This window comes from Mesorhizobium sp. KACC 23794, assembly GCF_052180275.1.
GTDB lineage: Bacteria > Pseudomonadota > Alphaproteobacteria > Rhizobiales > Rhizobiaceae > Kumtagia.
Window position 1 is genome coordinate 14735 of the sequence record NZ_CP197465.1, and the last position, 21948, is coordinate 36682.

Here is a 21948-nt window from a genome sequence, read left to right on the forward strand (position 1 = left end):
CATGAAGGAAAAGGATCTTCTCGCCGAGCTTGCGGCGTATCTCTACGCCTGCTCCAACAGCGAGACGGGCCGCACACCCTCGGAACGCGAGCTGGCCGAGCATTTTTCCGTGAGCCGCGGCCAGATCCGCGAGACGCTGGCGATCCTGGAAGCCATGCGCATCGTCGAACGCAGGGCGAAATCCGGCATCTACCTGACCACGCACCAGGCGAGCGTCGAGGCCATGGCGTTGTTCGCCAAGGCGGGCGTGCCGCTCGATCCCATCCAGATCTACGAGACGGTGGAACTCAGGAAAATCCACGAGATCAAGGCGGCGGAACTCGCCTGCTCGCGCGCCACCGACGAGAATTTCGAACGGTTGCGCGGGATCCTGGCCGCCTCCGAGGCGCGGCTGGCCGCCGGCGAGGGCCTGGCGCGCCAGGACCGCGATTTCCACCTGGAGATCGTACGGGCGACGCAGAACAGCGTGTTCCACAAGATCTGCAGCATCTACTACGTCATGGGCGAGCGCCGCCTGCCGATCTATTTCAACGACCCGGCGCGCGGCCAGCGCTCGCATGCCGAACACCTGCAGATTTTCGACGCGCTGGTGCGCCGCGACGGCAATCTGGCCCAGGCGCTGATGAGCGCCCATCTGCAAGGCGCGGAGAGTTACTGGAAGGGGCTCATCGCGGGCGGCGAGGAGGCGACCAAGGCGCTGGAGAAGGCTTGAGGCTGGACGGTTTTGCTTGGTGGGTGTTTCAGATGCGTCCTTCGAGGCTCGCCCTTCAAAGTCTTCGCCGTATTTGAACGCCTTGCGGGCTCGCACCTCAGGATGAGGACCGAGTACCCACAACGCTAATGGCCCACGCCACATCCTTGGGACAAATGGCTCAAGCACAGTGTTCATAATGCAGGCAAACATGGGCCGACGTTGATGATCGAGTTGCAGGCACAACGGTCCTGATCCTGAGGTGCTAGCCCGCGAAAGGCTGAACAATTGGAAAAAGTCCTTCGTGGGCGAGCCTCGAAGGACGCACCGGACAGGTATCAGCATGCCGATTATCTATTCCACCCACGCCCTCCATCCGAGCGCGGCAAAGCTGCTGGACGGCGCCGCCGAACTGCGGATCGCCTCCGCGCTGGACGGCGCGACGCTGGTGAAGGAATCGCGGGATGTCGATGTCGTGATCGTGCGCGCCGTGCTGCCGCCGGAGATGTTTGCCGGCTCACATATGATCCGCGCCGCGATCCGTCACGGCGCCGGGCTGGACATGATCCCGGTGGAAGCGGCGACCGCAGCCGGCGTGCTGGTCGCCAATCTGCCGGGCGCCAATGCGCGATCCGTCGCGGAGCATGCGATCTTCACCGCGCTGGCGCTGCTTCGGCAGTTCCGCGCCATCGACCGCGACCTCAGGGCCGAAGGATGGTTCGCCGGCCGCGAGCACGCCAACGCGGCGCGCGAACTCGCCGGGCGGACCGTCGGCATCGTCGGCATGGGAGCCATCGGCCGCGAAGTCGCGGCAATCGGTCATAGCGGTTTCGGCCTGACAGTGCTGGGCGCCAGCCGCAGCGGCGCGGGTTTTCCGGATTATGTGCGCCCGGCGCCGGTCGATGTGCTGGTGGCGAAGAGCGACATCGTGGTGCTCGCCTGCCCGCTGACGGCGGACACGATCGGCTTGATAAGCCGGCAAAGGATCGCCTCGATGAGGCCGGGGTCGATCCTGGTCAACGTGTCGCGCGGGCCGGTGATCGACGACGAGGCGCTGATCGAGGCGCTGCGCGAGAGCCGCATCGGCGGCGCGGCGCTCGATGTGTTCACGAAGCAGCCGCTGGTACCGGACCATCCCTATCTGTCCTTCGACAATGTGATCGTCACACCGCATCTGGCGGGCATCACCGAGGAGAGCATGATGCGCATGGGCGTCGGCGCCGCCGCGGAGGCGCTGCGCGTGCTCGGGGATGAGCTGCCGCTCAACCTGCGCAATGCGGAAGCGGTCGAGCGGTATCGCCAACGGTTCGGCGAGCGGTAGAACCTGCCGCCGCGTTGCAGCACCTGCCGGGACAAGGCGGGATTGATCGAAGCGGCTGGCGCGATGACAGTGTGGTGAATGGCGGGGCGAAGCGGCGATGACCGCAAGGCGGCTGTCAGTCACCTATTGCGCCATGGTCACTACTGGTTACATAAGGCCGGAACCCTCCCGGAGCCCTCCCATGACAGACCTGTTCTCTCCCATCACGATCGGCGGGCTTGAGATCCCCAACCGCATCGCCGTCGCGCCGATGTGCCAGTATTCGGCCAATGACGGCTCGGCGAGCGACTGGCATCTCCAGCAATGGATGACCTACGCCATGTCCGGCGCCGGCATGATCACCATAGAGATGACCGATGTCGAGCGGCGCGGCCGCATCAGCCATGGCTGCATGGGGCTCTATTCGGACGCCAACGAGGACGCCGCCAGGCGCGCGCTCGACGCGGCGAAGCGGGTCGCGGCGCCGGGCACCAGGTTCGGCGTCCAACTGGCTCATGCCGGCCGAAAGGCCTCCTGCCGGCGCGGATGGGAGCGTAGCGGGCCGCTCGGCGCCGACGAGGATCCCTGGCCGACCGTGTCGGCGTCGGCGCTGCCTTTCAACGCGAATTACCCGACGCCGCAGGCGCTTACGGAAGCCGGGATCGAAAAACTGGTCGAGCATTTCGCGGCGTCCGCCAGGCGCGCCGAGCGCGCAGGCTTCGATTTCATAGAGTTGCATTCCGCCCATGGCTACCTGCTGCACCAGTTCATCTCGCCGCTTTCCAACCACCGAGAGGATGCCTATGGCGGGTCGCTGGAGAACCGGCTGCGCTTCCCGCTGGCCGTGGCGAATGCGGTGAAGGAGGCCGTGCCGGGCCTGATGGTCGGCGCACGCATCTCCGTGACCGACTGGGTCGACGGCGGGCTCAGCGTCGAGGAAGGGGTGGAGGTGGCCAAGGCCTACAAGGCGGCGGGGCTTGCCTATATCTGCTGCTCCAGCGGCGGCAACTCGCCCCTGCAGAAGATCCCGTCCGGCCCCGGCTACCAGGTGCATCTGGCGGAAGCCGTGCGCAAGGGCGCCGGCATACCGGTGCGCGCCGTCGGCATGATCGACGAACCGCTTCAGGCGAACCAGATCGTCGGCAGCGGGCGCGCCGACATGGTGGCGCTGGGGCGCGCCATCCTCGCCGATCCGCGCTGGCCCTGGCGGGCCGCAGCCGCCCTCGGCCACGAGCTTGCGGTTGCGCCGCAGCTTGCCCGAGCCGCGCATCTGCCGCGAAAGTGGGAGCAGGCGGCGTAGGCCGTCGCCGACCGAAATTGGGACCGGCACGCGACCCGGCGCGCCTGGTCAAGCGTTGCGGGCGATCAGCCAGTAGGTGCCGGTGCGCGGGTCGCGGCCGAGCCGGCCGCTTTCGAACAGTTCGCGCCTGAGCAGCGCATGGTCGCCGAAGCCATGCCAGGCGCGGAGGATGGCGGTGACTTCCGTCTCCTTGTAGATGCGGGCGGGTTCGAATTTCGATGCGAGGTGGTCGAGCACGTCGCCACGCTCCCGGCTCTTGCGCGGCCAGCGGGTGACGACGCCGTGGCGGTCGAACGAGGCGGTCATGTCGACCGCCCTGCCTCATGGCTGGGCGCGAGCAACTTGATCGCGCCGCGGCGTTTCAACGTTCAGGCTCCTTGTTCACACATAGTTCCGCCAATCGTGCTCCTCCTTGAAGCCCAGCACTTCACGGATCTTGCGGTTCGACAGCGGCGCCTCGAAGCCTGGCATCGGCCGGGTGACCGGCGTGTTCGGCGCCCAGCGTTTCAGGAACTCCTCGGTCGGCTCGTTGGCGGTGATCGTGTCGTTGGTGGCGTTGAAGACCTGGAACCCGAGCCCGTCCTTCTCCAGGCACAGATGCACGATCTGGCCAAGGTCGCGCGCGTCGATGTAGCTCCAGGCGTTGCGCTTGCGCATCGGCGGGTTCTCGGCGTAGGTCTTGAACGGCCCGTATTCGTGCGGCTCGATGACGTTGCCGATGCGCAGCGCATAGATGTCGGCGCCGGTCCGGTCGGCAAAGGCGCGGGCGGTGTGCTCGTTGAGCTGCTTGGACAGGCCATAGCTGTCCATCGGGTCGATCGGATAGTCCTCCTCCAGCGGGAAGTGCTTGAAATCCTTGTCACCCTCGGCGAAGCAGACGCCGTAGGTGGTCTCGCTGGAGGCGATGATGACCTTGCGGATGCCGAGCTTCACCGCCGCCTCGATGACGTTGTAGGTGCTGATCACGTTGTCGGAGAAGGTCTTGTTGTCCGGGTTGATCAGGACGCGCGGGACCGCCGCGAAATGGACGACCGCGTCGACCTTCTTCGGCCCGCCGGGCTTCTCGTAGCCGTCGAAGCCGAAATGCATGGAGAGCGCGTTGAACACCTGGCCGCTGTCGGTCACGTCGGTGATCAGCGTGTTGACGCCGGGACAGTCGAGCGGTTTCAGGTCGACATTGAGGATCTCGTAGTCGCCGCGCTCCTTGAGCCACGGCACGACATGTTTTCCCGCCTTGCCCGACCCGCCGGTGAACACGATACGTTTTGTCATTTTTGCGGTTTCCCTAGACTGTCATCGATCTTCGTCGGGGATCGACTATGGCGCGGGAAGCGGGCCTCGTCCACGAGGCGGACGGCGGACGAAGCCCTATTTTCACGCGGTGCAAAGCCGCGAGCGTGTCGATCAGCCGGCGTGGCGGAGGCTGACCCCGGTGCCGCGATCGAACAGTGAAACCTTTTTCGGATTCCATCCGAAGCGCACGGTCTGCTCCATGGCGAGATCGGTTCGTGCGGGGGCTGTGGCGTGGAGCATGGTGTCGCCGACGCGCAAGGTAACGATCTTCTCGACGCCGTGGTTCTCGACATCGTGGACCGTCGCCGAGACCGGGGCGCCGCTCTCGAGCACGATATCCTCGGGGCGGATTCCGAAGGTGAGGGGCCGGCCGTCGGCGCGCGCGCCGGCAGGCACGAGGCCTTCGTAAGGCAGTTCGAAGGTCTGCGGCGCCACGACGGCCCGGCCGGCGACCAGACTGCCGTCGACAAGGTTCATCGGCGGCGAGCCGACGGCACGCGCCACGAAGGTGTTGAGCGGATTGTTGTAGATCTCGCTGGGCGTGCCGACCTGGACGAGATGGCCGTGGTTGAGCACGCCGATCTTGTCGCCCATCGACATCGCCTCGATCTGGTCGTGGGTGACGAACAGGAAGGTCGCGCCGAGGTTCATCTGCAGATTCTTCAGTTCGGTGCGCAGCGCCTCGCGCAGTTTTGCGTCGAGCGCCGACAGCGGCTCGTCCATCAGGAAGACGCGCGGCTTGCGCACGATGGCGCGCCCGATCGAGACACGCTGCATCTCGCCGCCGGACAGGCGGTCGGTCTTGCGTTCCAGCAGGTGCTCGATGCGCAGCGTCTTGGCGACCCGCGCGACCCGCTCGGCGATCTCGGCCGGCTCGAGGCGGCGGATCTTCGACTTCAGCGGGAATTCGAGATTCTCCCGCACCGTATAGCGCGGGTAGAGCGAATATTGCTGCAGCACCAGCGCGACGTCGCGCTCAGCCGCGCCCCAGTCGCCGACATCGGCGCCGTCGATAAAGATCTTTCCCTCGGTCGGCTTTTCAAGGCCGGCGATGAGCCGCAGCGTCGTGGTCTTTCCCGCCCCGGTCTCGCCGAGCAGGACGAAGAACTCGCCATCCCCGATCTCCAGGTCGAGACCGCTGAGCGCGGTGTGCGCGCCGAATTTTTTCGAAATGTTCTTGAGCTGGATATGGGCCATTGGAGCGCTCCTTACCCTCCCCCTTGTGGGGAGGGTCGGCGAGATTGTTGAGCACGGCGAAACAATCGAGACGGGGTGGGGGTATAGACGGGCTCTAGAAGAGAGGGCCCGAGACCCCCACCCCGATCCGCTGCGCGGATCGACCCTCCCCACGAGGGGGAGGGTGAGGCGCTACGAGCCATCACAACCGCACCCCCAGAGACTGTCCGCCCGCGTCGAAGAAATGCGCCTGCGACGGGTCGATGCGGGCAAAGACCTGGTCGCCGGGTCTGGAAACATAGCCGGCGCGGGTGCGGGCGCGCAGCATCTGGTCGCCGACCTTCAGGTCGACGATGTCGTAGGAGCCGAGCGGCTCGATGATGCTGGCCTCGACGGGCAGATAACCGTCGGCCGCGTCGTGGCTGACCAGCACGCCTTCCGGGCGGATGCCGAGCGAGACGCCCGACGCTGCCTTGCCGTTGAGCTTCGACAGAAGTTCGCGCGGAAAGGCAAAACCCTGCGGCGCGCCGTTTACGGTGACCGATGCCGCGCCCTTGTCCTCGGAGACCGCCGCGCCGGCGACATTCATCACCGGGCTCCCGACAAACTGCGCGACGAACAGATTGGAAGGGTATTTATAGACCTCTTCCGGGCTTCCGACCTGCTGCAGCACGCCTTCATGCATGATGACGATGCGGTCGGCGAGGCTCATCGCCTCGATCTGGTCGTGGGTGACGTAGATGGTGGTCGAGCCCTGCTTGATGTGCAGGCGCTTGATCTCAGCGCGCATCTCCTCGCGCAGCTTTGCATCGAGCGCGCCGATCGGCTCATCCATCAGCATCGCCTTCGGCCGCCGGACCAGGGCGCGACCGATGGCGACGCGCTGCATGTCGCCGCCCGACAGCGCAGACGGTTTCCTGTCGAGCAGGTCGGTGATCCTCAGCACCCGGGCGATCTCGCGGACAGCCTTGTCGACCTCGACCTTGCTCATGCGCGTGGCACGCAGAGGGAAGGCGATGTTCTCGTAGACCGACATATGCGGGTAGAGCGAGAAGGACTGGAACACCATGGCGATGTCGCGGTCCGAGGCCTTCAAATGCTGGACGGGCTGGCCGTCGATGAGGATGTCGCCCTCGTCGACGGTTTCCAGGCCGGCGACGGCGCGCAGCGTCGTGGTCTTGCCGCAGCCCGACTGCCCGAGCAGCACGATGAACTCGTTGTCCTCGATCTTCAGGTTGAGGTCCTTGATGACCTGCACCGTGCCGAAGAATTTTTGCAGTCCGCGAAGCTCGATCTGGGTCATCAGTGACCTTCCTTGCCGGGCTGCGCGGGCGGTGCTGCATCGCCCTTCGGGCCGAACCAGCCGGTCAGCATGAACGTGATAAGGCCGACGAGCACGATGGTCAGCCCGTAACGGTGCAGGAACAGGTTCCAGGGCTGGCAGAGCGCGATGATGCCGAAGATCATCACCACTTCGGCCGTACGCTGAAGGGTCGCGTGCCGGATCATTTACGGATCGCTCCGAAGGACATGCCGCGCAGCAGATGGTTGCGGAGCAGGAAGGTGAAGATGGCGACCGGCAGCAGGAACAGGAACGTGCCCGCGGCGATCACCGTCCAATCGGGCAAGCCGGAGCCGACCTGGCTGGGGATGAAAGGCGGCGCGGTCTGGGCGCGGCGGTTGGTCATGATCAGCGCGAAAGCGTATTCGTTCCATGCGGTGATGAAGCAGAACACGGCGGTCGCCGCGATGCCGGTAGCCGCCTCGGGCAGCACGACCTTGAAGAAGGCCTGCATGCGCGTGTAGCCGTCGACGAGGGCCGCCTCCTCGTATTCCTTCGGGATCTCGTCGATGAAACCCTTCATCAGCCAGACGGAGAAGGACAGGTTGAAGGCGGTGTAGAGGATGATCAGCCCCCAATGGGTGTCGTTGAGGCCGACGACACGGTACATCAGGAACATCGGGATCGCCACGACCACGGGCGGCAGCATACGGGTCGACAGGATGAAGAAGAGAAGGTCCTGCTCGCCTTTCACCTTGAAGCGGGAGAACCCGTACGCCGTGAAGGTTCCCATGCCGACGGCAAGCACGGTCGACGTGATCGCCACTATCAGCGAGTTCATGAAGCGGTTGGGATAGGCCGACCACTGTACGTTGCCCTTGCCGTCGCGCACGACCTTCTCGCCGCCGTCGAACACCATGCGCTCCCACCACGGGGCGGCGGCATATTCCTCCGGCGTCGGCGGCGCGCGCAATTGCGAGCGCTTGGTGAAGAGTTTTACGAAGGGCGAGATCTCCGGTTCGAACAGCACGGTCGGCGGCACAGTCGTCGACAGGTTGCGCGGCTTGAACGAAGTCGAGACGATCCAGTAAATCGGTGCCAGGAAGATCAGCGTGATCAGCAGCACCGTCACAATGGCGACGCGGTTGAGCGCGACTTCGGTGGATGTGCGTACGGCCGCCATCTCAGCGCTCCTTCACCTTGTTCAGATATTTCACGTAGATGTTGGTGATGGCGAGCACCATGATCAGCACAATGTAGGCGAGCGCGCAGGAGCGGCCGGTCTGCCATTCCTGGAACGCCATCTTATAGAGCCGGATCGAGATGACCTCGGTTGTGGGCTGGCTGCTCAGGATGTATGCGAGGTCGAAGGTCTTGAAGGCCTCCATGGTGCGGAAGATGATGGCGATCATCAGGATCGGCGCGACCAGCGGCAAGGTGATGCGGAAGAAGGTGTAGAGCGGGCCGGCGCGGTCGATCGCGGCGGCCTCGTAGAGATGCTTCGGCACGGCCGACAGGCCCGCCAGCGACAAGAGCATGACGAAGGGCGACCACATCCAGATGTCGGTCAGCGCCACGGCGTAGAGCGCCATGTCCGGATTGGACAGCCATTCGAAAGTGCCCAGCCCGAGCGCGTAGTTGATGATGCCGAAGGACGGATCGTAGAGCAGCTTCCAGAACAAGCCGACGACGGCCATGGACAGCATCATCGGCAGCAGCAGCAGCGTCGTCAGCAAGCCCTTCAGCGGAATGTCGCGGTTGAGCAGCAGCGCCGTGCCGAAGCCGACGATCACCTGGCCGGTCACCGAGACGAGCACGTACTTGGCCGTGACGATGAAGTTGTTCCAGATGTAGGGGTCGTTCAGCAGGTCGCGGTAATTCTGCAGCCCGACGAAGTTCGCCGGCGCACTGGTCGAGGCGCGGAAATCGGTGAAGGAATAGCCGAGCGAATAGATCAGCGGGAAGATGTTGAAGATGATCAGGAAGAGGATTGTCGGGATGATGAAGAGATTGCGGATCGCGATATCGCTCATGCCGCGGGAGGCGGCGCGCGACTTCGGATCCAGCGTGGTCATGACGGCTGTTGCCAAAACTCTCCTCCTGCGGGGAGTCCAATGAAAAAGGAGAGGGCGGGCTACGCCCTCTCCAGCTTTTTGTAGGCCGGATTACTTGATCCGGTTGTATTTCTTGAAGGTCGCGTTCCAATCGCCGGCAAGGCCGTCGAGCACTTCCTTGGCCGTACCCTGATCGCCGGTGATGTAGGGATAGACGCGCTGGTTCATCTGGATCAGCAGTTCGGCGTATTCCGGCGTCGCCCAGAAGTCCTTCACCTTGAACATGGTGTCGTAGAACGCCTTGTTGTAAGGCGTAGCGTTCTGGAACTCAGGCGATTCAAGCACCGCCTTGTTGCAGGTGTAGCCGCCAAGCGCCGCCCACTTCTTCTGGGTCTCGTCCTTGACGAACCATTCGAGGAACTTGAAGGCCTCTTCCTTGTTCTCGGAATAATTGACGATCGAGATGCCCTGGCCGCCGAGCGCGGCGAACTGTTCGCCAGTCGGACCAGCCGGGTTGGCGAAGAAGCCGGTGTTCTTGGCGTTGGGGTTGGACGATTCGTTGACCAGCGCAGGGAAGAAGGCGAAGTAGTTCATGCTCATCGCCGCCAGGTTCTCGGTGATGGCCTGGTTGTCCTCGATGAAGAAAGACTTGGCCCAGCCCGGAGGCGTGAACTTGTAGAGCTCCCTGTAGGCCTCCAGCGCGGCTACGTTCTTGTCCGAGTTGATGATGCCGTCGACCTTATAGGTGGCGTAGTCGCCGAGCTCTCCGCCCCATGAGAAGATGGCGTTCTCGACGCCCATCACAAGCGCATCGTAGGAGTTGTCGGTGTAGATGGCGACGCCGTAGCGCTTCTCGTCGGGACGGTGGAAGAACTCCGCGATATCGCGCAGCGCCTTCCAGTCCTTCGGCACGTCAAGATCGTAGCCGTACTTCGCCTTGAAGGCTTCCTTCTCCTTCGGATCCTCGAACCAGTCCTTGCGGTACGACCAGCCGACGGCGTCACCCTCCGCCGGGATCGACCAGTATTTGCCGGAAGCCGCGGGATATTCCGAATAATATTTGACCGTGGCGGGCGCCATTGTCTCGGCAAGCTTGTGCTTGGCGAAGAACTCGGTCAGGTCGACATAGTGCCCGGCCTCCGAAGCAGCCCCGATCCACTGCGAGTCGCCGACGACCATGTCGTAGGCGCTGCCCTTGGCGTTGAATTCGGTGAAGGTCTTGGTCTGGAAGTCCGACCACGGCGTGGTCTCGACAGTGACCTTGACGCCGGTCTCCTTCTCATACTCGTTGACGAGTTCCTGCAGGTAGTTCGCAGGGTCCCATTCCGCCCAGAAGATGGTCAGTTCCTGCGCGAACGCCGACGTTCCGCAGGCAAGCGAGAATCCGATACCGGCAAGAATGCCGGTCATTGTCTTTCGCATTACAAGTTCCTCCCTTGTGCATATACGTTCGCGGACCTTCGGACGATCCTCCGGTCCGTTTGCCTTTTCGCCGCCGCGTCGCGGTGCCGACCCTCCCCGGCCGGTTTTCGAACCGCATGGCCTGCCGGCCGATGCCGTTCCTCTTCGCAATCTGGTAGTACCAACAAGAGTTGGTCGTCAAGGGCTTTCTTAGCGATCTAAAACCATTGAAGGTATCCCACCTGTGCGAAAATTCTTCATTCTCCTTCGTTTTTGTTCATGTTCGGCCGGTTTTGCGATTTATCCGCAAAGAAAAGCAAAATCGTCTCCTCACGCGGCTTCCCCATCTGGTAGAACCAGATTGGCGCGAAGGAGCTTCCGCGCTTCACAATTCCGCGGCCGACGCCGCCTTCACCAAAGCTGCCGCGGCCCAGCGGGCGACAGACTGCGTTTCCTCCCCATCCAGCCCCCATATGTCCTTGAGCACGATCAGGACCTCCACACCGAACACCAGAGACAGCGCCTGCGCAAGCCGTTCGAACTGTGCCGCCGGAAGCTTGCCGCGCAGCGGCGCAATGGCGTCCTCGAGCAGGTCGACGCGATGGCCGCGGGTGAAGCGCGGCTCGTCGCCCAGCGTGCCCGCCTGCCGTCGCGCCCACTGGTCGAGCGAGAGTTTCAGCGCCGCCTTGAAGGTCGCCTCATAGGCCTCGATGCGCGGCAGCGATATGCCGATGAGATCGTCGACGCGGGTCTCGGCGTCCTTTGCGTCCGACTTCCAGGTGAGGATCGGGCCGAGCCCCTCGTCGACCACGGCCTGCACGAGCGCTGCCTGGCTTGGGAAATAACGATAGGCCGTGGCGCGCGACACGCCCGCCGCCTCCGCCGCCTCGGTCACCGAAGGCGTCACGCCCGACTGCATCAGCCGGCTCGCCGTCTCCAGCATCAGCCGGCGCGTGCGGGCGCGGGGGCCACGCTCGATCTCGTCTGGGCTCGATTGACGCGAGATATCCATATCAATATGATACGCTCGTCTCAAAAAATTACAACAGCCGCATGAGGGGGAAATGGCCGCCATTCCGCGCAAGAAGATCCTGGAAAAATTCCGCAAGATGATCGCCGACGGCGTTCCGATCGTCGGCGGCGGCGCGGGCACCGGCCTGTCGGCGAAATCCGAGGAGGCCGGTGGTATCGACCTGATCATCATCTACAACTCCGGCCGCTACCGCATGGCGGGCCGCGGTTCGGCCGCCGGACTGCTCGCCTATGGCAACGCCAACGAGATCGTGAAGGAAATGGCGGTGGAGGTGCTTCCCGTCGTCAAGCGCACGCCGGTGCTGGCGGGCGTCAACGGCACCGACCCGTTCGTGATCATGCCGCGCTTCCTCGCTGAACTGAAGGATATCGGCTTCTCCGGCGTGCAGAATTTTCCGACCATCGGCCTGTTCGACGGCACCATGCGGCAGAGTTTCGAGGAAACCGGCATGGGTTACGGGTTGGAGGTCGACATGATCGGCGAGGCCCACAAGCTCGACCTGCTGACCACGCCCTACGTCTTCAACCCCGACGAGGCCAGGGCGATGACCAAGGCCGGCGCCGACATCGTCGTGGCGCATATGGGCGTGACCACCGGCGGCACGATCGGCGCCACGTCGGCCAAGTCGCTGGACGACTGCATCAAGGAGATCGAGGCGATCGCCGATGCCGCTCGCTCGGTGCGCAAGGACGTGATCCTGCTCTGCCATGGCGGGCCGATCTCGATGCCCGACGACGCCCGCTATGTGCTGGAGCGGGTCGAAGGGCTGCACGGCTTCTACGGCGCCTCCTCGATGGAGCGCCTGCCGGCCGAAGCGGCGATCGCCCGGCAGACGGCCGACTTCAAGGCGCTCGCGGTCGGCAAGACCGCGAAGCCGGCAAAGAAAAAGAAGGGATGAGGCGATGAGCGATAAGTCGAAGGTGTTTGTCTATCCGAAGGACGTGACGGCGTTTGGTTTCGACTGGGGAAGGCTGGCTCTGACCGTCGCGCCGGAGGTCAACGGCGCAAAACGCTTTTCCGGCGGTGTCGTCGACCTGCCCTCGGGCCAGGGCCATTCGCGCCACAACCATCCGGGCGCGGAAGAGATCATCTTCGTGATCTCCGGAAACGGCGAGCAGATGGTCGAGGACGAGCAGGGCAATCCGGTCACGCAGAGGGTTGGCCCCGGCTGCACGATCTTCGTGCCGGAAAGCCGTTTCCATTCGACGCTGAACACCAGCGACGGACCGATGCAATTGTTCGTCGTCTATTCGCCGGCCGGGCCGGAACTCGCGCTGCGCGACCTGCCGGATTTCCGGCTGATTCCGCCCGGAACCGCGTAACGCCCGGCAACAAAAGTTCATGGTTTATGCGCGGCTGACACGAGCATCGCGCGGGGCGAAGCGGTAAACTTCGCTGCCTGTCCGATTCGCCGGATGGCGCGTCGCGAAAGTACATCCGTGAACAATGGTATCCTGCTGGCGCTCATCGCCTATGCCACCTACTCGTGGAGCGACGCCGCGATCAAGGCGCTGGGCGGTGAACTTTCGGTGTTCGAGATCGGCTTCTTCCTGACGCTCGTTTCCGGCGCCTGCATCTTCCTTGCCAAGCCTAGACACGAGCGATGGGCCGAGTTCTGGCGGATGCGGCGCCCTTGGGCGGTGCAAGGGCGCGCCGTCCTCGGTGTCGTTTCCAGCGTTCTCAGCGTCGTCGCATTCACCTCGATCCCGCTGGCCGAGGTCTATGCGATCATCTTCCTGGCCCCGCTGTTCGTGACGGTGCTGTCGATCGTCTTCCTCAAGGAGCAGGTCGGCCCGTGGCGCTGGTTCGCCGTGGTCGCCGGTTTCGCCGGGGTCCTGCTGGTGGTGAGGCCGGGTTTCCGAGCCCTGGAATTCGGGCACTTCGCCTCGATCGTTCTGGCGCTTCTCGGGGCCGTCACCGTCGTCCTGATGCGTTCGCTCGCCAACCACGAGAAACAGACGACGATGCTGGGTTACCTGATCGTCTATGTGCTCGTGTTCAACGCCGCGGCGATGGCCGTCACCTCCGTCACCCTGCCGACGCTGGAGCAGGCGGCCGTCCTGATCGTGGCCGGCGTATTCTCGGCGAGCGGCCACATCGTGCTGCTGCGCGCCACGCGGTTCGCGCCGGCCAACCAACTCGCTTCCACGCAGTATTCCCAGATCGTCTGGGCGGTCGTCATCGGCGCGCTGCTTTTCAGCGAAGAGCCCGATGCCTGGACGGTCGCGGGGCTCGCCGTGATCGCTGGCTCGGGATTGCTGACGGTTGCGCGCGAACGCATCCGGCTCGGCAAGGTGCGGTGGAATCCCTTGAACCGGAACCGCGTCTAGGATCGGGTCAGCGCCCGCCCCGGTTCCAGCCGCGGCCGCGCTCGCCGAACATCTCGTAGCCGGTTTCGGTGACGGCCAGCGTATCCTCGAGCTTGATGAAACCGCGCGACGGATGGAGCATGGTGGTCTCCACCGAAAGCACCATGCCCGCCTCCAGCGGGTTGCCCGAATCGACGCCCTCATAGGCGACCGGATGGTTGGTCATCAGGAACGGCGCTTCATGGCTGATGACGCCCATGCCATGGGCGAAGAAATCGGTGAAGGCAGCACTCGGCGAAGCCTTGAGCGCGGTCTCACCGGCGGCGACCAGGTCGCCGCCCAGAGCCCCGGCCCGGATTTTTGCGAAGGCGGCCTGCTGGACGGCATCGATCTCCGACAGCAGGTCTTCCAGTTCGGCATCGGGCTCCCCCAGCACGCCCATGCGGCAGAGGTCGCCGATATAACCGTGATAGTTGCCGCCGGAATCGATCGACAGCACCTCGCCCTTCTTCCACGCCTGCGGCGAGGCGGCGCGATTGTGGCTGGAGCCCAGCGTCAGCAGGCAATATTCGAAATGCAGGCCGCGCTTCGTTTCTTCCCGGCGCAGCCGCTCGATGATCTCGGTCTTGGTCGTTCCCTCATGCGCCGCCTCGATGGTGGCGAGCATGGAATCGGTGATGAGTTCCGAAGCCGCCCGCAGCTTGTCCAGTTCCTCCGCGGTCTTCACGGCGCGCAGCCGTTCGAACACAGCCGTCGCGTCGGCCAGCACGATGCTGTTGCCGAGCTGTTCCAGAACGGCATGCGCGTCGGACGGCATGAAGGGCGGCTCGAAGCCGATGCGCGCGCCGGGCTTGGCGACCTTGCTTATATGCTCGGCGGCGAGCTTCGCGGCATCGACCGAACCCCAGGTCGCAGTCTGTACGGCAGGCGTCCAGAAAGGACGGTTGGCGTGTTCGCCGCCTTCCATTTTGTTGCCGATATAAGCGGCGTTCTCCGGCCGGCCCTTCTCGTAGACGACGAAAGGCAGGTAGCGGCTGTGGCCGATCGCATCCATAGCCGCGAAGAAGATGAACTTGTAGCCGCCGAGCAGGTACTGGACGTTGTGCTTGGAGGTGGCCACCAAGACGTCGATGCCGGCCGCATCCATCAGGCGGTCGAGTTTTTCGTGGTCGAACGGAATGGCCGATACGGCCGAAGCCTGCGATTTGATGTTCATGATATCTCTCCCTGCCCACAAGGTAGCGCGGGCGGGTGGCTTTCCGCAACGGCGCGGCTTATCCGGTCGTCGTTTTACGGCGAATCCACGCGATACCGCTTCCCTATCAATGGGTAAGCTCGTCGGGCAGGCATGGCGCATGCTCAAGACCCGCGGCCGGGACCGGCTCCTCTGTTGCGAAGACGCCGCCTGGATGCCGAAATTCTCGTTGCCGGTGCGCATCACCAATTCGAAGCGCGAACCGGCGGCATGAGATGGAGGCCTGCGTGGCGGTGGCGCGGCTGTTCGAGCGCGCCGGGATCGACAGCTTCGACCCACGCCTCGGCTTCCTGCATGACAGCGCCTATCTGACGCTGGATTTCCCCGGACAGGCCGAAAGCGGCTTCGAGGTGATCTTGCGCGAGAACCCGTTCCAGGGCCGGGCCGACGACCCGGTCATCACCGTTTCGGCGCTGACGGCCGAGCCGCTTCCCGGCGACGGCGCGGGTCGCTCCCGCGCCGGCCTTTTCGATGTCAGAACCGCGCCGTGGCAGTCAGACGGAACGAGCGGCCCGGGTCGTAGTGTGGATTCACGCCGTCGAAATCCTGCCCAAAGGCAGCGCGGTCGGTGTAGTTCTCGTCAAAGATGTTGAGGGCTTCGAGACGCAGGGTGAAGTCCGGCTTGGACGGCGGCGTCCATTCAAGGTAGGCGTTCACCGAGGCGGCGGCCGGGCCGCGCCATGACATCCCGGATCGCGGCTTCAGCCATTGCTGTCCCGGCGAGACAGCAGGACGAGGAAAAGCAGCGCGCCGACGACACCGAGCACCGTGCCGACCGGAACCTCGTAGGGGAAGCGGATCAGCCTGCCGACGATGTCGCAGGCGAGCACGAGCGCGGCGCCGCCCCCCTCGACCCACGGCAAGGTGAGGCGCAGGTTTTCACCGGCGAAGCGCGACATGACGTTCGGCGCGACAAGGCCGACGAACAGGCTGGCGGCAAAGAGCGCCAGCAGTGTCGCCATGCCGATTGCCCCATAGGCGAAACTTGGCGGACCGATGGGCGCCGCCGTCATGGTTTCCGCGAGAAGGCGTCGCGGATCGTCTCGAGCACACGCATCGTCGACCGGACGCCGCCCGCGGCGATGTAGAAATCGGCGGCAGGCATGTAGACGACCTGCTTGTTCTTCCAGGCCTTGGTCTCGGCGACCAGTTCGTTGTCGAGCGCCGCCGTGGCGTTCTGTTCGCCCGAACCGATCGCCGCGGAACGGTCGACGACGGTCAGCCAGTCGGGATCGGCGTCGCGGACGAATTCGAAGGAGACCGCCTCGCCATGGGTGGCTGCCTCGACATCCTCGACCGCCGGCGGCAGGCCCAGCACCGAATGCACCCAGCCGAAGCGTGAGTTCGTTCCGTAGGCCGTGACCTTCGGGCCACTGGTCATCCGGATCAGCGCCTTGCCCTTGCCGGCCACCGCGTCGCGTGTCGACGACAGCGCGCTATCAAGCTCCGCGGCAAGCGCGGCCGCTTCCGCCTGCCGGCCGACGAGGTCGCCGTATGCGGCCAGCCTCTGCTTGGCCTGGGCGAACAGGTCGTCGCCGTCCATCGTCATATCGATGGTTTTTGCGACCCGGCTCGCCGCCGCCAACTGCGGCGAGGAGCGTCCGCCGACGATGATGAGGTCCGGCGCCAGCGCGCTCAAGGCTTCCAGGTCGGGCTCGAAGATGGTGCCGACGATATGCGCGCCGGCCTTCAGTCCGGCGAGTTCGGGCACGAAGAGATTTTCCGGCAGGCCGGCGATCGTGACGCCGAGGCTGTCCAGCGTGTCGACGGCGGCAATGTCGAAGACGGCGAGCGTCCGCGGCATCTCTCCGATCTCCACCGGCCCCTTCGCTGTCTCGATCTCGGCAGCCGAAGCCTGGGCGAGGAAAAGAGCCAGTACCGGCATCGCCAGGACAGGGCTGAGCCATCTCATGAGTATGCTTCCGGACCGGGGCGACGCTTCAGCCGTGCCAGACCAACGGCTGGAGATTCTCGCGGAAGGCGAAGCGGATCAGGTGCGATTCGATGACGTGCTTGGTGTCTTTCAACCCCTCGGCGTCGGCGGCCTTCACCTTGATGTCGAGATTTTCAGTGCCGGCGTCCATCGTCGCCGTGCCGCAGGAAAAGCGGCATTCGCCATGCCCGTCTGCATAAGCGGCCTCGATCTTGTGGCCGAAATGTTTGCAGAGCTGCTGGATGTATTTGTCTGCGTTCGGCGTTTCGCAGCGCGCGGTCGCGGTCAGCATGGCTACCTCTTAACATGATAAGTTTGCTCCACTTATCGCAAGTGCCACCCAGGGGCAAGGTTGCTACCGACCCTGGTTCGGCCGCCGTTTTACGAATCCCGCATGCCGGCAGCGTCCACGCTTCACAGACGAGGCGGCCACCAGCCTCGCGTCTCGCTGTCGACCCCGCGAGAATCCGGCGTCAAAGCCGGTAGTGGCGGAGCGCGTTGGCGCGGAACATCCTGTCCTGCTCGTCCTCGCTGAAGTCCGCGACGATCGCCCCGAACGCGGCGTAGAGCGAGGCGAAGGAGCCATAGAGCCTGTCGACCGGGAAATTGCTGCCGAACATGACGCGGTCGGTGCCGAAGGAGTCGATGGCATGAAGTACGAAGGGGCGGATGCTGTCGGTGGTCCAGTGATGATCGACCATGCCGAGGCCCGAAATCTTGGCGACGACGTTTTCGGCCGAGGCAAGCTGCTTCATGCCGTCTCGCCACAAGGCGATGCCATGCGGGTCGCGGTCGGCCGGCATGCCGGTGTGGTTGATGACGATCAAAGTCCCCGGGTGCCGCACGGCAAGGCGATGCGCGGCGTCCATCTGGCCGGGATAAAGCTGCATGTCGAAGCTCAGGTCGTATTTGCCGAGCAGACGATAGCCGGAGAGCCAGGCGGGATCGGCAAGGAGGTCGTGCGGTGTGAAGGTCAGGCGAGGGTTCTGATGCCAGTTTACGATCTGGCGGATGCCCTTGACCTTGGCGAAGCCTGCCTGGGCGGCAATCATCCGCTCGGCGTCCGGGCCGTTGAGGGCGGCGAAGCCGACGATGCCGGTCGGGATATCGCCGTCGAGACTGGTCAGCCAGCGGGTTTCCTCCAGCGGATCACGCGGCACCGCCTCGATATGGACCGACGCGACGATCTCATACTCGGCCGTGTCGGCAAGATAATCGGCGACGCCGTAGTCGCGCACGATCGGCGACAGGTCGCCGAGCATGCCTTCGCCGGAGGGCTTGTCCTGCAGCCAGGGGTAATTATAGCCGCGGCCGAGATCCCAGAAATGATGGTGCGCGTCGACGATCTTTCGCCTGGCCATGGTTCATCTCCTCCGGCCCGGTTGCGGGCGCTCTCACGTTTCACGGTCCTCGCCGCGCATCAGAAGGCGCTGCGCGATGATGGCGGCAAGCACGGCGACACCGAAGACGATGCTGCGTACGCCAGCCGAAATGTTGCCGATGACCAGCACCGTGCTCACGATGGTGGTGAACAGGACGGCGGCGATCGTGCCGCCATAACCGCCGCGCCCGCCGAACATCGACGTGCCGCCGAGCACCACCGCGGCAATCGCCGGCAGCACGAACTGGTCCCCCATGCCGAGGAAGCTGGCGCCCGAGAAGGCGGCGAACAGGATGCCTGTGATCGAGGCGGTGGCGCCGCACAGCACGTAGGCGCCGATCACCACGGCGTCATTGTCGATGCCGGCGAGAAAGCTGACGCGCGCATTCTCGCCGACAGCCAGCAGCCGCCGGCCCCAGCGCGAATAGCGGATGGCGACGATGGCCAGCACCGCGACCAGCGCCCAGGCCAGCACCATCCACGGAATGCCTGCAATCGAGCCTGTGGCCAGCGCCCGGACCGCCGGGCTGATCGCCCCGCCGGGATTGCCGCCCGTATAGACCAAGGTCGCGCCGAGCATGATGTTGTTCATCGCCAGTGTCATGACGATCGGCGCGATGCCGAGTTTTACGATGCCGAAGCCGTTGAGGAACCCCACGCCAAGGCCGACGCCGAGCGCCGCAGCAATAGCGAGCGGCAGGTTGGCGTCCTGGCCGGCGCAGATCCCGGTAAAAACCACCGCCGAACCCGTCAGCACCCAGGCGATCGAGAGGTCGATGCCGCCGACCAGCATGACCAGCGTCTGTCCCAGCGCGACGATGCCGAGGAACGAGGCGAGTTTCAGCAGTTGCAGCAGGTTTGTCGATGACGCGAAGCCGGGGGCAAGCCGCTCCGCCAGGATGATGAGACCGATCGAGACGATGACCAGGAAGGCGGGCATCGCGGCGCGCAGGTCGGGGATGCGGCGAGGTGAGGGCGCCATGCCCGTCATGTCACGTCCCTCGGCCGCGCTCATCGTCTCACCTGGCCTTGCAGGAAGCCACGCGCGCCGGCGCTTCCGACCACCAGCAGCAGGATGAGGCCGTCGATCAGGCTCTGGTAGAAGGAGGAGACCTCAGCGAAGTAGAGCAGGCTCGCCGTGACCGTGAGGATCAGCGCCCCCATCACTACGGAAAGCGGCGATCCGCGGCCGCCGGTCAGCGGAATGCCGCCGACCACGACGGCGGCGATCGACGTCAGTATGTAGCCGTCGCCGACGGTCGGCGAGCCTGACGACATGGACACCGCCATGTACATGCCGCCCAAAGCGGCCAGGACCGCGCCCAGCACGTAGGCGGCGATCTTGACGCCGCGCACCCGGATGCCGCTCATCGCCGCCGCCGTTTCGTCCCCGCCGATGGCGCGCAGCTTTAGCCCGAAGCGCGTGCCGAGCAGCCATGTGACCAGCGTCCCCCAGGCAAACAGAGAGAACAGCCCGATATAGGGCGAAGAGAAACCGCCGATGAACAGCGCCTGGTAGAGCGCGGGCACGCTTCCGCCGGGGTCGGGAAGCACGATCAGCGCGATGCCTTGCCAGATCGACATGGTTGCAAGCGTGACGATGATCGGCGGCAGGCCGATGCCGACGATCAGAGTGCCGTTGAGCAGCCCCGCAACCAGTCCGATCGCGATCGACAGCAGCAGGCCGAGCGCCGGACTGGAGGTGACGAAGATCGCCATCACCGCGCCGGCGACGCTGGCCACCGGCCCCAGCGACAGGTCGATGCCGCGTGTCAGGATGATCAGGAACTGGCCGAGCGCGATCAGCGCCAGCGGCAGGGCGGCCACGCAGAGCGAGCGCAGGTCGAACGCATTGAAGCGGCCCTTGAGCCCGATGAGCAGCAGCAGGAGCGCGAGGAACACCAGCGTCGGCCATTTGTCGCCGATATGCAGGCTGCGTCGACGGATTGCGCCAATCACGGGCGGCGCTCCGCAGGCTTCGCCGAACCCATGACGGCGGCGTGGACGATACGGTCGACCGTCACGTCTGCGCCCTTGAGTTCGGCGCTGACGCGGCCTCCGAGCATGACCAGCACGCGATGGGCGACGCCGACCAGTTCGCGGGCGTCGGTCGAATACCAGATCACGCCGACCCCTTGCCTCGCGATAGCGGCGATGGTCTCGTAGATCTGCCGCTTGGTGCCGATGTCGATGCCGCGCGTCACATCGTTGAGCAGCAGAATGGACGGCTTTGCCAACAGCCAGCGCTCCAGCAGCACCTTTTGCTGGTTGCCGCCGCTGAGGTTGCGGATAGGCTCGCTGCCGCCTCTTGTGCGGATGCGCGCGCCTTCGATTGCCTCGCGCGTCAGCCTCGCCTCTCTGCGGGGTTCAATGATGCCGAAGAGGCAGGGCAACCGGTCGAGGATCGCCAGCGTCAGGTTGCGGCCGACGCTCTTCGACAGCAGCAGGCCTTCGGTCTTGCGTTCCTGCGGCACATAGGCGAGGCCGGCGCGGATGACGCGGCGCGGCGTTGGCCGATCCAGCGGCTTGCCGTCGACGCGGATGGAGCCCGCCGTCAGGCGGTGAGCGCCGAAAAGCGATTCGAGGAGGTGCCCCTGGCCTTCGCCCACCAATCCGCCAAGGCCGAGGATCTCGCCGCGACGGAGTTCAAACCCGACGCCGCGCAGCGTGTCGCTGCGCAGATCGTCCGCCGACAGCGCCACGCCACCGTGCAATGTCGGTTTATGCGGAAAGGATTCTTCGCCGGTAGCCCTGCCAGTCATCAGACGGACGGCCTCGGTTTCCGGCAGTTCGGCCGTATCTGCCATTCCGACGAGCTCGCCGTTGCGCAGCACTGCGACGCGGTTGGAGAAGCGCACGATCTCGTCCCAACGATGCGAGATGAAGAGGACGATCTTGCCCTCTCGCCGAAGCCGGACAACCAGTTCCCAAAGCCATTCGACTTCGCTGGCGCCGAGCGCTGCCGTCGCCTCGTCGAGCAGCAGCACATGAGGATTACGCTCTACGGCTCGCACGATCTCGATCATCTGCTGCCGGCCGAGGGGCAGGTCGCCAACCCGCGTCTTGGGCGCGATATCCAGCCGATACCGACCAAGAATGTCCTTCGTCATGGCGCGTGCGCTTGCGGTCGATGCTTAGCCACGGTTTCACCGGCGCGCTGGTCAAAAGCAGATTCTGCTCAACCGTCAATTCGCGCACCAGTGTCAGTTCCTGAAACACGGCGACGATGCCGTGCGCCAACGCCGCATGAGTGTTGCGCGGCGCGATTGGTTGAGCGTTGAGCCACAGCTCGCCCGCGTCGGGCAATACCGCGCCGCCGACGATCTTGATCAGCGTCGATTTTCCCGCACCGTTCTCGCCCACCAAACCGAGCACGGTGCCCGGCGCGGCGTCGAGGCTGACGGAGCGCACCGCTCGCGTCGCCCCGAACGACTTGTCGATTTTCGTGAGACGGAGCATGTCGCGCCGATCCATCCTGTGCTGCGCAATCGGTGACGGGTGAAGGACCGGGCGGGTTGAAAAAAGCCGCCCGGCATCATG

At 64.7% G+C, this 21948-nt stretch carries 24 protein-coding genes and 1 pseudogene; 7 read left to right on the plus strand and 18 right to left on the minus strand.

Going from position 1 to position 21948, the window contains the following annotated elements; genetic code table 11:
• Position 1 precedes the first annotated feature (1 nt).
• From ACSBOB_RS00085 to ACSBOB_RS00095, 3 genes are all read left to right on the plus strand, one after another.
• Positions 2 to 712: a FadR/GntR family transcriptional regulator gene (locus tag ACSBOB_RS00085; protein ID WP_442580442.1), complete on the plus strand. Its 711-nt coding sequence runs from the start codon at positions 2 to 4 to the stop codon at positions 710 to 712.
• 322 nt (positions 713 to 1034) lie between these two features.
• Positions 1035 to 2012 carry an NAD(P)-dependent oxidoreductase gene (locus ACSBOB_RS00090; RefSeq protein WP_442580443.1) on the plus strand — a complete coding sequence of 326 codons (978 nt, stop codon included), beginning with the start codon at positions 1035 to 1037 and terminating at the stop codon, positions 2010 to 2012.
• Positions 2013 to 2193: 181 nt separating this feature from the next.
• The gene (locus ACSBOB_RS00095) at positions 2194 to 3291 is read left to right on the plus strand and encodes an NADH:flavin oxidoreductase/NADH oxidase (RefSeq protein WP_442580444.1); all 1098 of its coding nucleotides are present in this window, start codon (positions 2194 to 2196) and stop codon (positions 3289 to 3291) included.
• A gap of 48 nt (positions 3292 to 3339) precedes the next feature.
• Here ACSBOB_RS00095 and ACSBOB_RS00100 read toward each other — a convergent pair whose 3' ends face one another.
• The 9 genes from ACSBOB_RS00100 to ACSBOB_RS00140 all read right to left on the minus strand — a co-directional run bounded on the left by ACSBOB_RS00100 (position 3340) and on the right by ACSBOB_RS00140 (position 11509).
• The gene (locus ACSBOB_RS00100) at positions 3340 to 3597 is read right to left on the minus strand and encodes a DUF2087 domain-containing protein (RefSeq protein ID WP_442580445.1); all 258 of its coding nucleotides are present in this window, start codon (positions 3595 to 3597) and stop codon (positions 3340 to 3342) included.
• A 75-nt stretch (positions 3598 to 3672) separates the two neighbouring features.
• Positions 3673 to 4563: an NAD-dependent epimerase/dehydratase family protein gene (locus tag ACSBOB_RS00105; RefSeq protein WP_442580446.1), complete on the minus strand. Its 891-nt coding sequence runs from the start codon at positions 4561 to 4563 to the stop codon at positions 3673 to 3675.
• 132 nt (positions 4564 to 4695) lie between these two features.
• The gene (locus ACSBOB_RS00110; RefSeq protein ID WP_442580447.1) at positions 4696 to 5781 is read right to left on the minus strand and encodes an ABC transporter ATP-binding protein; all 1086 of its coding nucleotides are present in this window, start codon (positions 5779 to 5781) and stop codon (positions 4696 to 4698) included.
• Between the two features lie 181 nt (positions 5782 to 5962).
• On the minus strand, positions 5963 to 7063 hold the full coding sequence (locus ACSBOB_RS00115; RefSeq protein WP_442580448.1) for an ABC transporter ATP-binding protein: 1101 nt from the start codon (positions 7061 to 7063) through the stop codon (positions 5963 to 5965).
• On the minus strand, positions 7063 to 7269 hold the full coding sequence (locus ACSBOB_RS00120; protein WP_442580449.1) for a hypothetical protein: 207 nt from the start codon (positions 7267 to 7269) through the stop codon (positions 7063 to 7065). Before ACSBOB_RS00120 ends, ACSBOB_RS00115 begins: the two co-directional genes overlap by 1 nt.
• The gene (locus tag ACSBOB_RS00125; RefSeq protein ID WP_442580450.1) at positions 7266 to 8225 is read right to left on the minus strand and encodes a carbohydrate ABC transporter permease; all 960 of its coding nucleotides are present in this window, start codon (positions 8223 to 8225) and stop codon (positions 7266 to 7268) included. Before ACSBOB_RS00125 ends, ACSBOB_RS00120 begins: the two co-directional genes overlap by 4 nt.
• Before the next feature lies 1 nt (position 8226).
• Positions 8227 to 9132: a carbohydrate ABC transporter permease gene (locus ACSBOB_RS00130; protein WP_442580451.1), complete on the minus strand. Its 906-nt coding sequence runs from the start codon at positions 9130 to 9132 to the stop codon at positions 8227 to 8229.
• A 75-nt stretch (positions 9133 to 9207) separates the two neighbouring features.
• Positions 9208 to 10518: an extracellular solute-binding protein gene (locus tag ACSBOB_RS00135; protein WP_442580452.1), complete on the minus strand. Its 1311-nt coding sequence runs from the start codon at positions 10516 to 10518 to the stop codon at positions 9208 to 9210.
• 364 nt (positions 10519 to 10882) lie between these two features.
• Positions 10883 to 11509 carry a TetR/AcrR family transcriptional regulator gene (locus ACSBOB_RS00140; RefSeq protein WP_442580453.1) on the minus strand — a complete coding sequence of 209 codons (627 nt, stop codon included), beginning with the start codon at positions 11507 to 11509 and terminating at the stop codon, positions 10883 to 10885.
• A gap of 52 nt (positions 11510 to 11561) precedes the next feature.
• Here ACSBOB_RS00140 and ACSBOB_RS00145 point away from each other — a divergent pair, with 52 nt between their 5' ends.
• From ACSBOB_RS00145 to ACSBOB_RS00155, 3 genes are all read left to right on the plus strand, one after another.
• Positions 11562 to 12428 (plus strand): phosphoenolpyruvate hydrolase family protein, encoded by an 867-nt coding sequence (locus ACSBOB_RS00145; protein WP_442580454.1) that lies wholly within the window; start codon positions 11562 to 11564, stop codon positions 12426 to 12428.
• Between the two features lie 4 nt (positions 12429 to 12432).
• A complete protein-coding gene (locus tag ACSBOB_RS00150; RefSeq protein WP_442580455.1) occupies positions 12433 to 12852 on the plus strand; it encodes a cupin domain-containing protein in 420 nt (139 codons plus the stop codon).
• A 117-nt stretch (positions 12853 to 12969) separates the two neighbouring features.
• The gene (locus tag ACSBOB_RS00155; protein ID WP_442580456.1) at positions 12970 to 13860 is read left to right on the plus strand and encodes a DMT family transporter; all 891 of its coding nucleotides are present in this window, start codon (positions 12970 to 12972) and stop codon (positions 13858 to 13860) included.
• Positions 13861 to 13867: 7 nt separating this feature from the next.
• Here ACSBOB_RS00155 and ACSBOB_RS00160 read toward each other — a convergent pair whose 3' ends face one another.
• Entirely contained in the window at positions 13868 to 15055 is a 1188-nt protein-coding gene (locus ACSBOB_RS00160; RefSeq protein WP_442583928.1) for a M24 family metallopeptidase, read from the minus strand.
• A 266-nt stretch (positions 15056 to 15321) separates the two neighbouring features.
• On the opposite strand from ACSBOB_RS00160, the gene ACSBOB_RS00165 reads away from it, so the two are divergent.
• Positions 15322 to 15687 (plus strand): hypothetical protein, encoded by a 366-nt coding sequence (locus ACSBOB_RS00165; RefSeq protein ID WP_442580457.1) that lies wholly within the window; start codon positions 15322 to 15324, stop codon positions 15685 to 15687.
• A 108-nt stretch (positions 15688 to 15795) separates the two neighbouring features.
• Here the strand turns inward: ACSBOB_RS00165 and ACSBOB_RS00170 are convergent.
• The 8 genes and pseudogenes from ACSBOB_RS00170 to ACSBOB_RS00205 form a co-directional block, all read right to left on the minus strand.
• Positions 15796 to 16020, minus strand: a pseudogene (locus tag ACSBOB_RS00170) (iron chelate uptake ABC transporter family permease subunit); the annotation flags it as partial.
• Between the two features lie 83 nt (positions 16021 to 16103).
• Positions 16104 to 17006 (minus strand): siderophore ABC transporter substrate-binding protein, encoded by a 903-nt coding sequence (locus ACSBOB_RS00175; RefSeq protein WP_442580458.1) that lies wholly within the window; start codon positions 17004 to 17006, stop codon positions 16104 to 16106.
• Between the two features lie 28 nt (positions 17007 to 17034).
• On the minus strand, positions 17035 to 17319 hold the full coding sequence (locus tag ACSBOB_RS00180; RefSeq protein ID WP_442580459.1) for a DUF2218 domain-containing protein: 285 nt from the start codon (positions 17317 to 17319) through the stop codon (positions 17035 to 17037).
• Between the two features lie 181 nt (positions 17320 to 17500).
• The gene (locus ACSBOB_RS00185) at positions 17501 to 18388 is read right to left on the minus strand and encodes an amidohydrolase family protein (protein WP_442580460.1); all 888 of its coding nucleotides are present in this window, start codon (positions 18386 to 18388) and stop codon (positions 17501 to 17503) included.
• 33 nt (positions 18389 to 18421) lie between these two features.
• Complete coding sequence (locus ACSBOB_RS00190; RefSeq protein ID WP_442580461.1) at positions 18422 to 19423, minus strand: ABC transporter permease; 1002 nt, start codon at positions 19421 to 19423, stop codon at positions 18422 to 18424.
• Positions 19420 to 20367 carry an ABC transporter permease gene (locus ACSBOB_RS00195; RefSeq protein ID WP_442580462.1) on the minus strand — a complete coding sequence of 316 codons (948 nt, stop codon included), beginning with the start codon at positions 20365 to 20367 and terminating at the stop codon, positions 19420 to 19422. The genes ACSBOB_RS00190 and ACSBOB_RS00195 overlap by 4 nt, the downstream gene beginning before the upstream one ends.
• Positions 20364 to 21518: an ATP-binding cassette domain-containing protein gene (locus ACSBOB_RS00200; protein ID WP_442580463.1), complete on the minus strand. Its 1155-nt coding sequence runs from the start codon at positions 21516 to 21518 to the stop codon at positions 20364 to 20366. The genes ACSBOB_RS00195 and ACSBOB_RS00200 overlap by 4 nt, the downstream gene beginning before the upstream one ends.
• Positions 21403 to 21882: an ATP-binding cassette domain-containing protein gene (locus ACSBOB_RS00205; protein WP_442580464.1), complete on the minus strand. Its 480-nt coding sequence runs from the start codon at positions 21880 to 21882 to the stop codon at positions 21403 to 21405. Before ACSBOB_RS00205 ends, ACSBOB_RS00200 begins: the two co-directional genes overlap by 116 nt.
• Positions 21883 to 21948 lie beyond the last annotated feature (66 nt).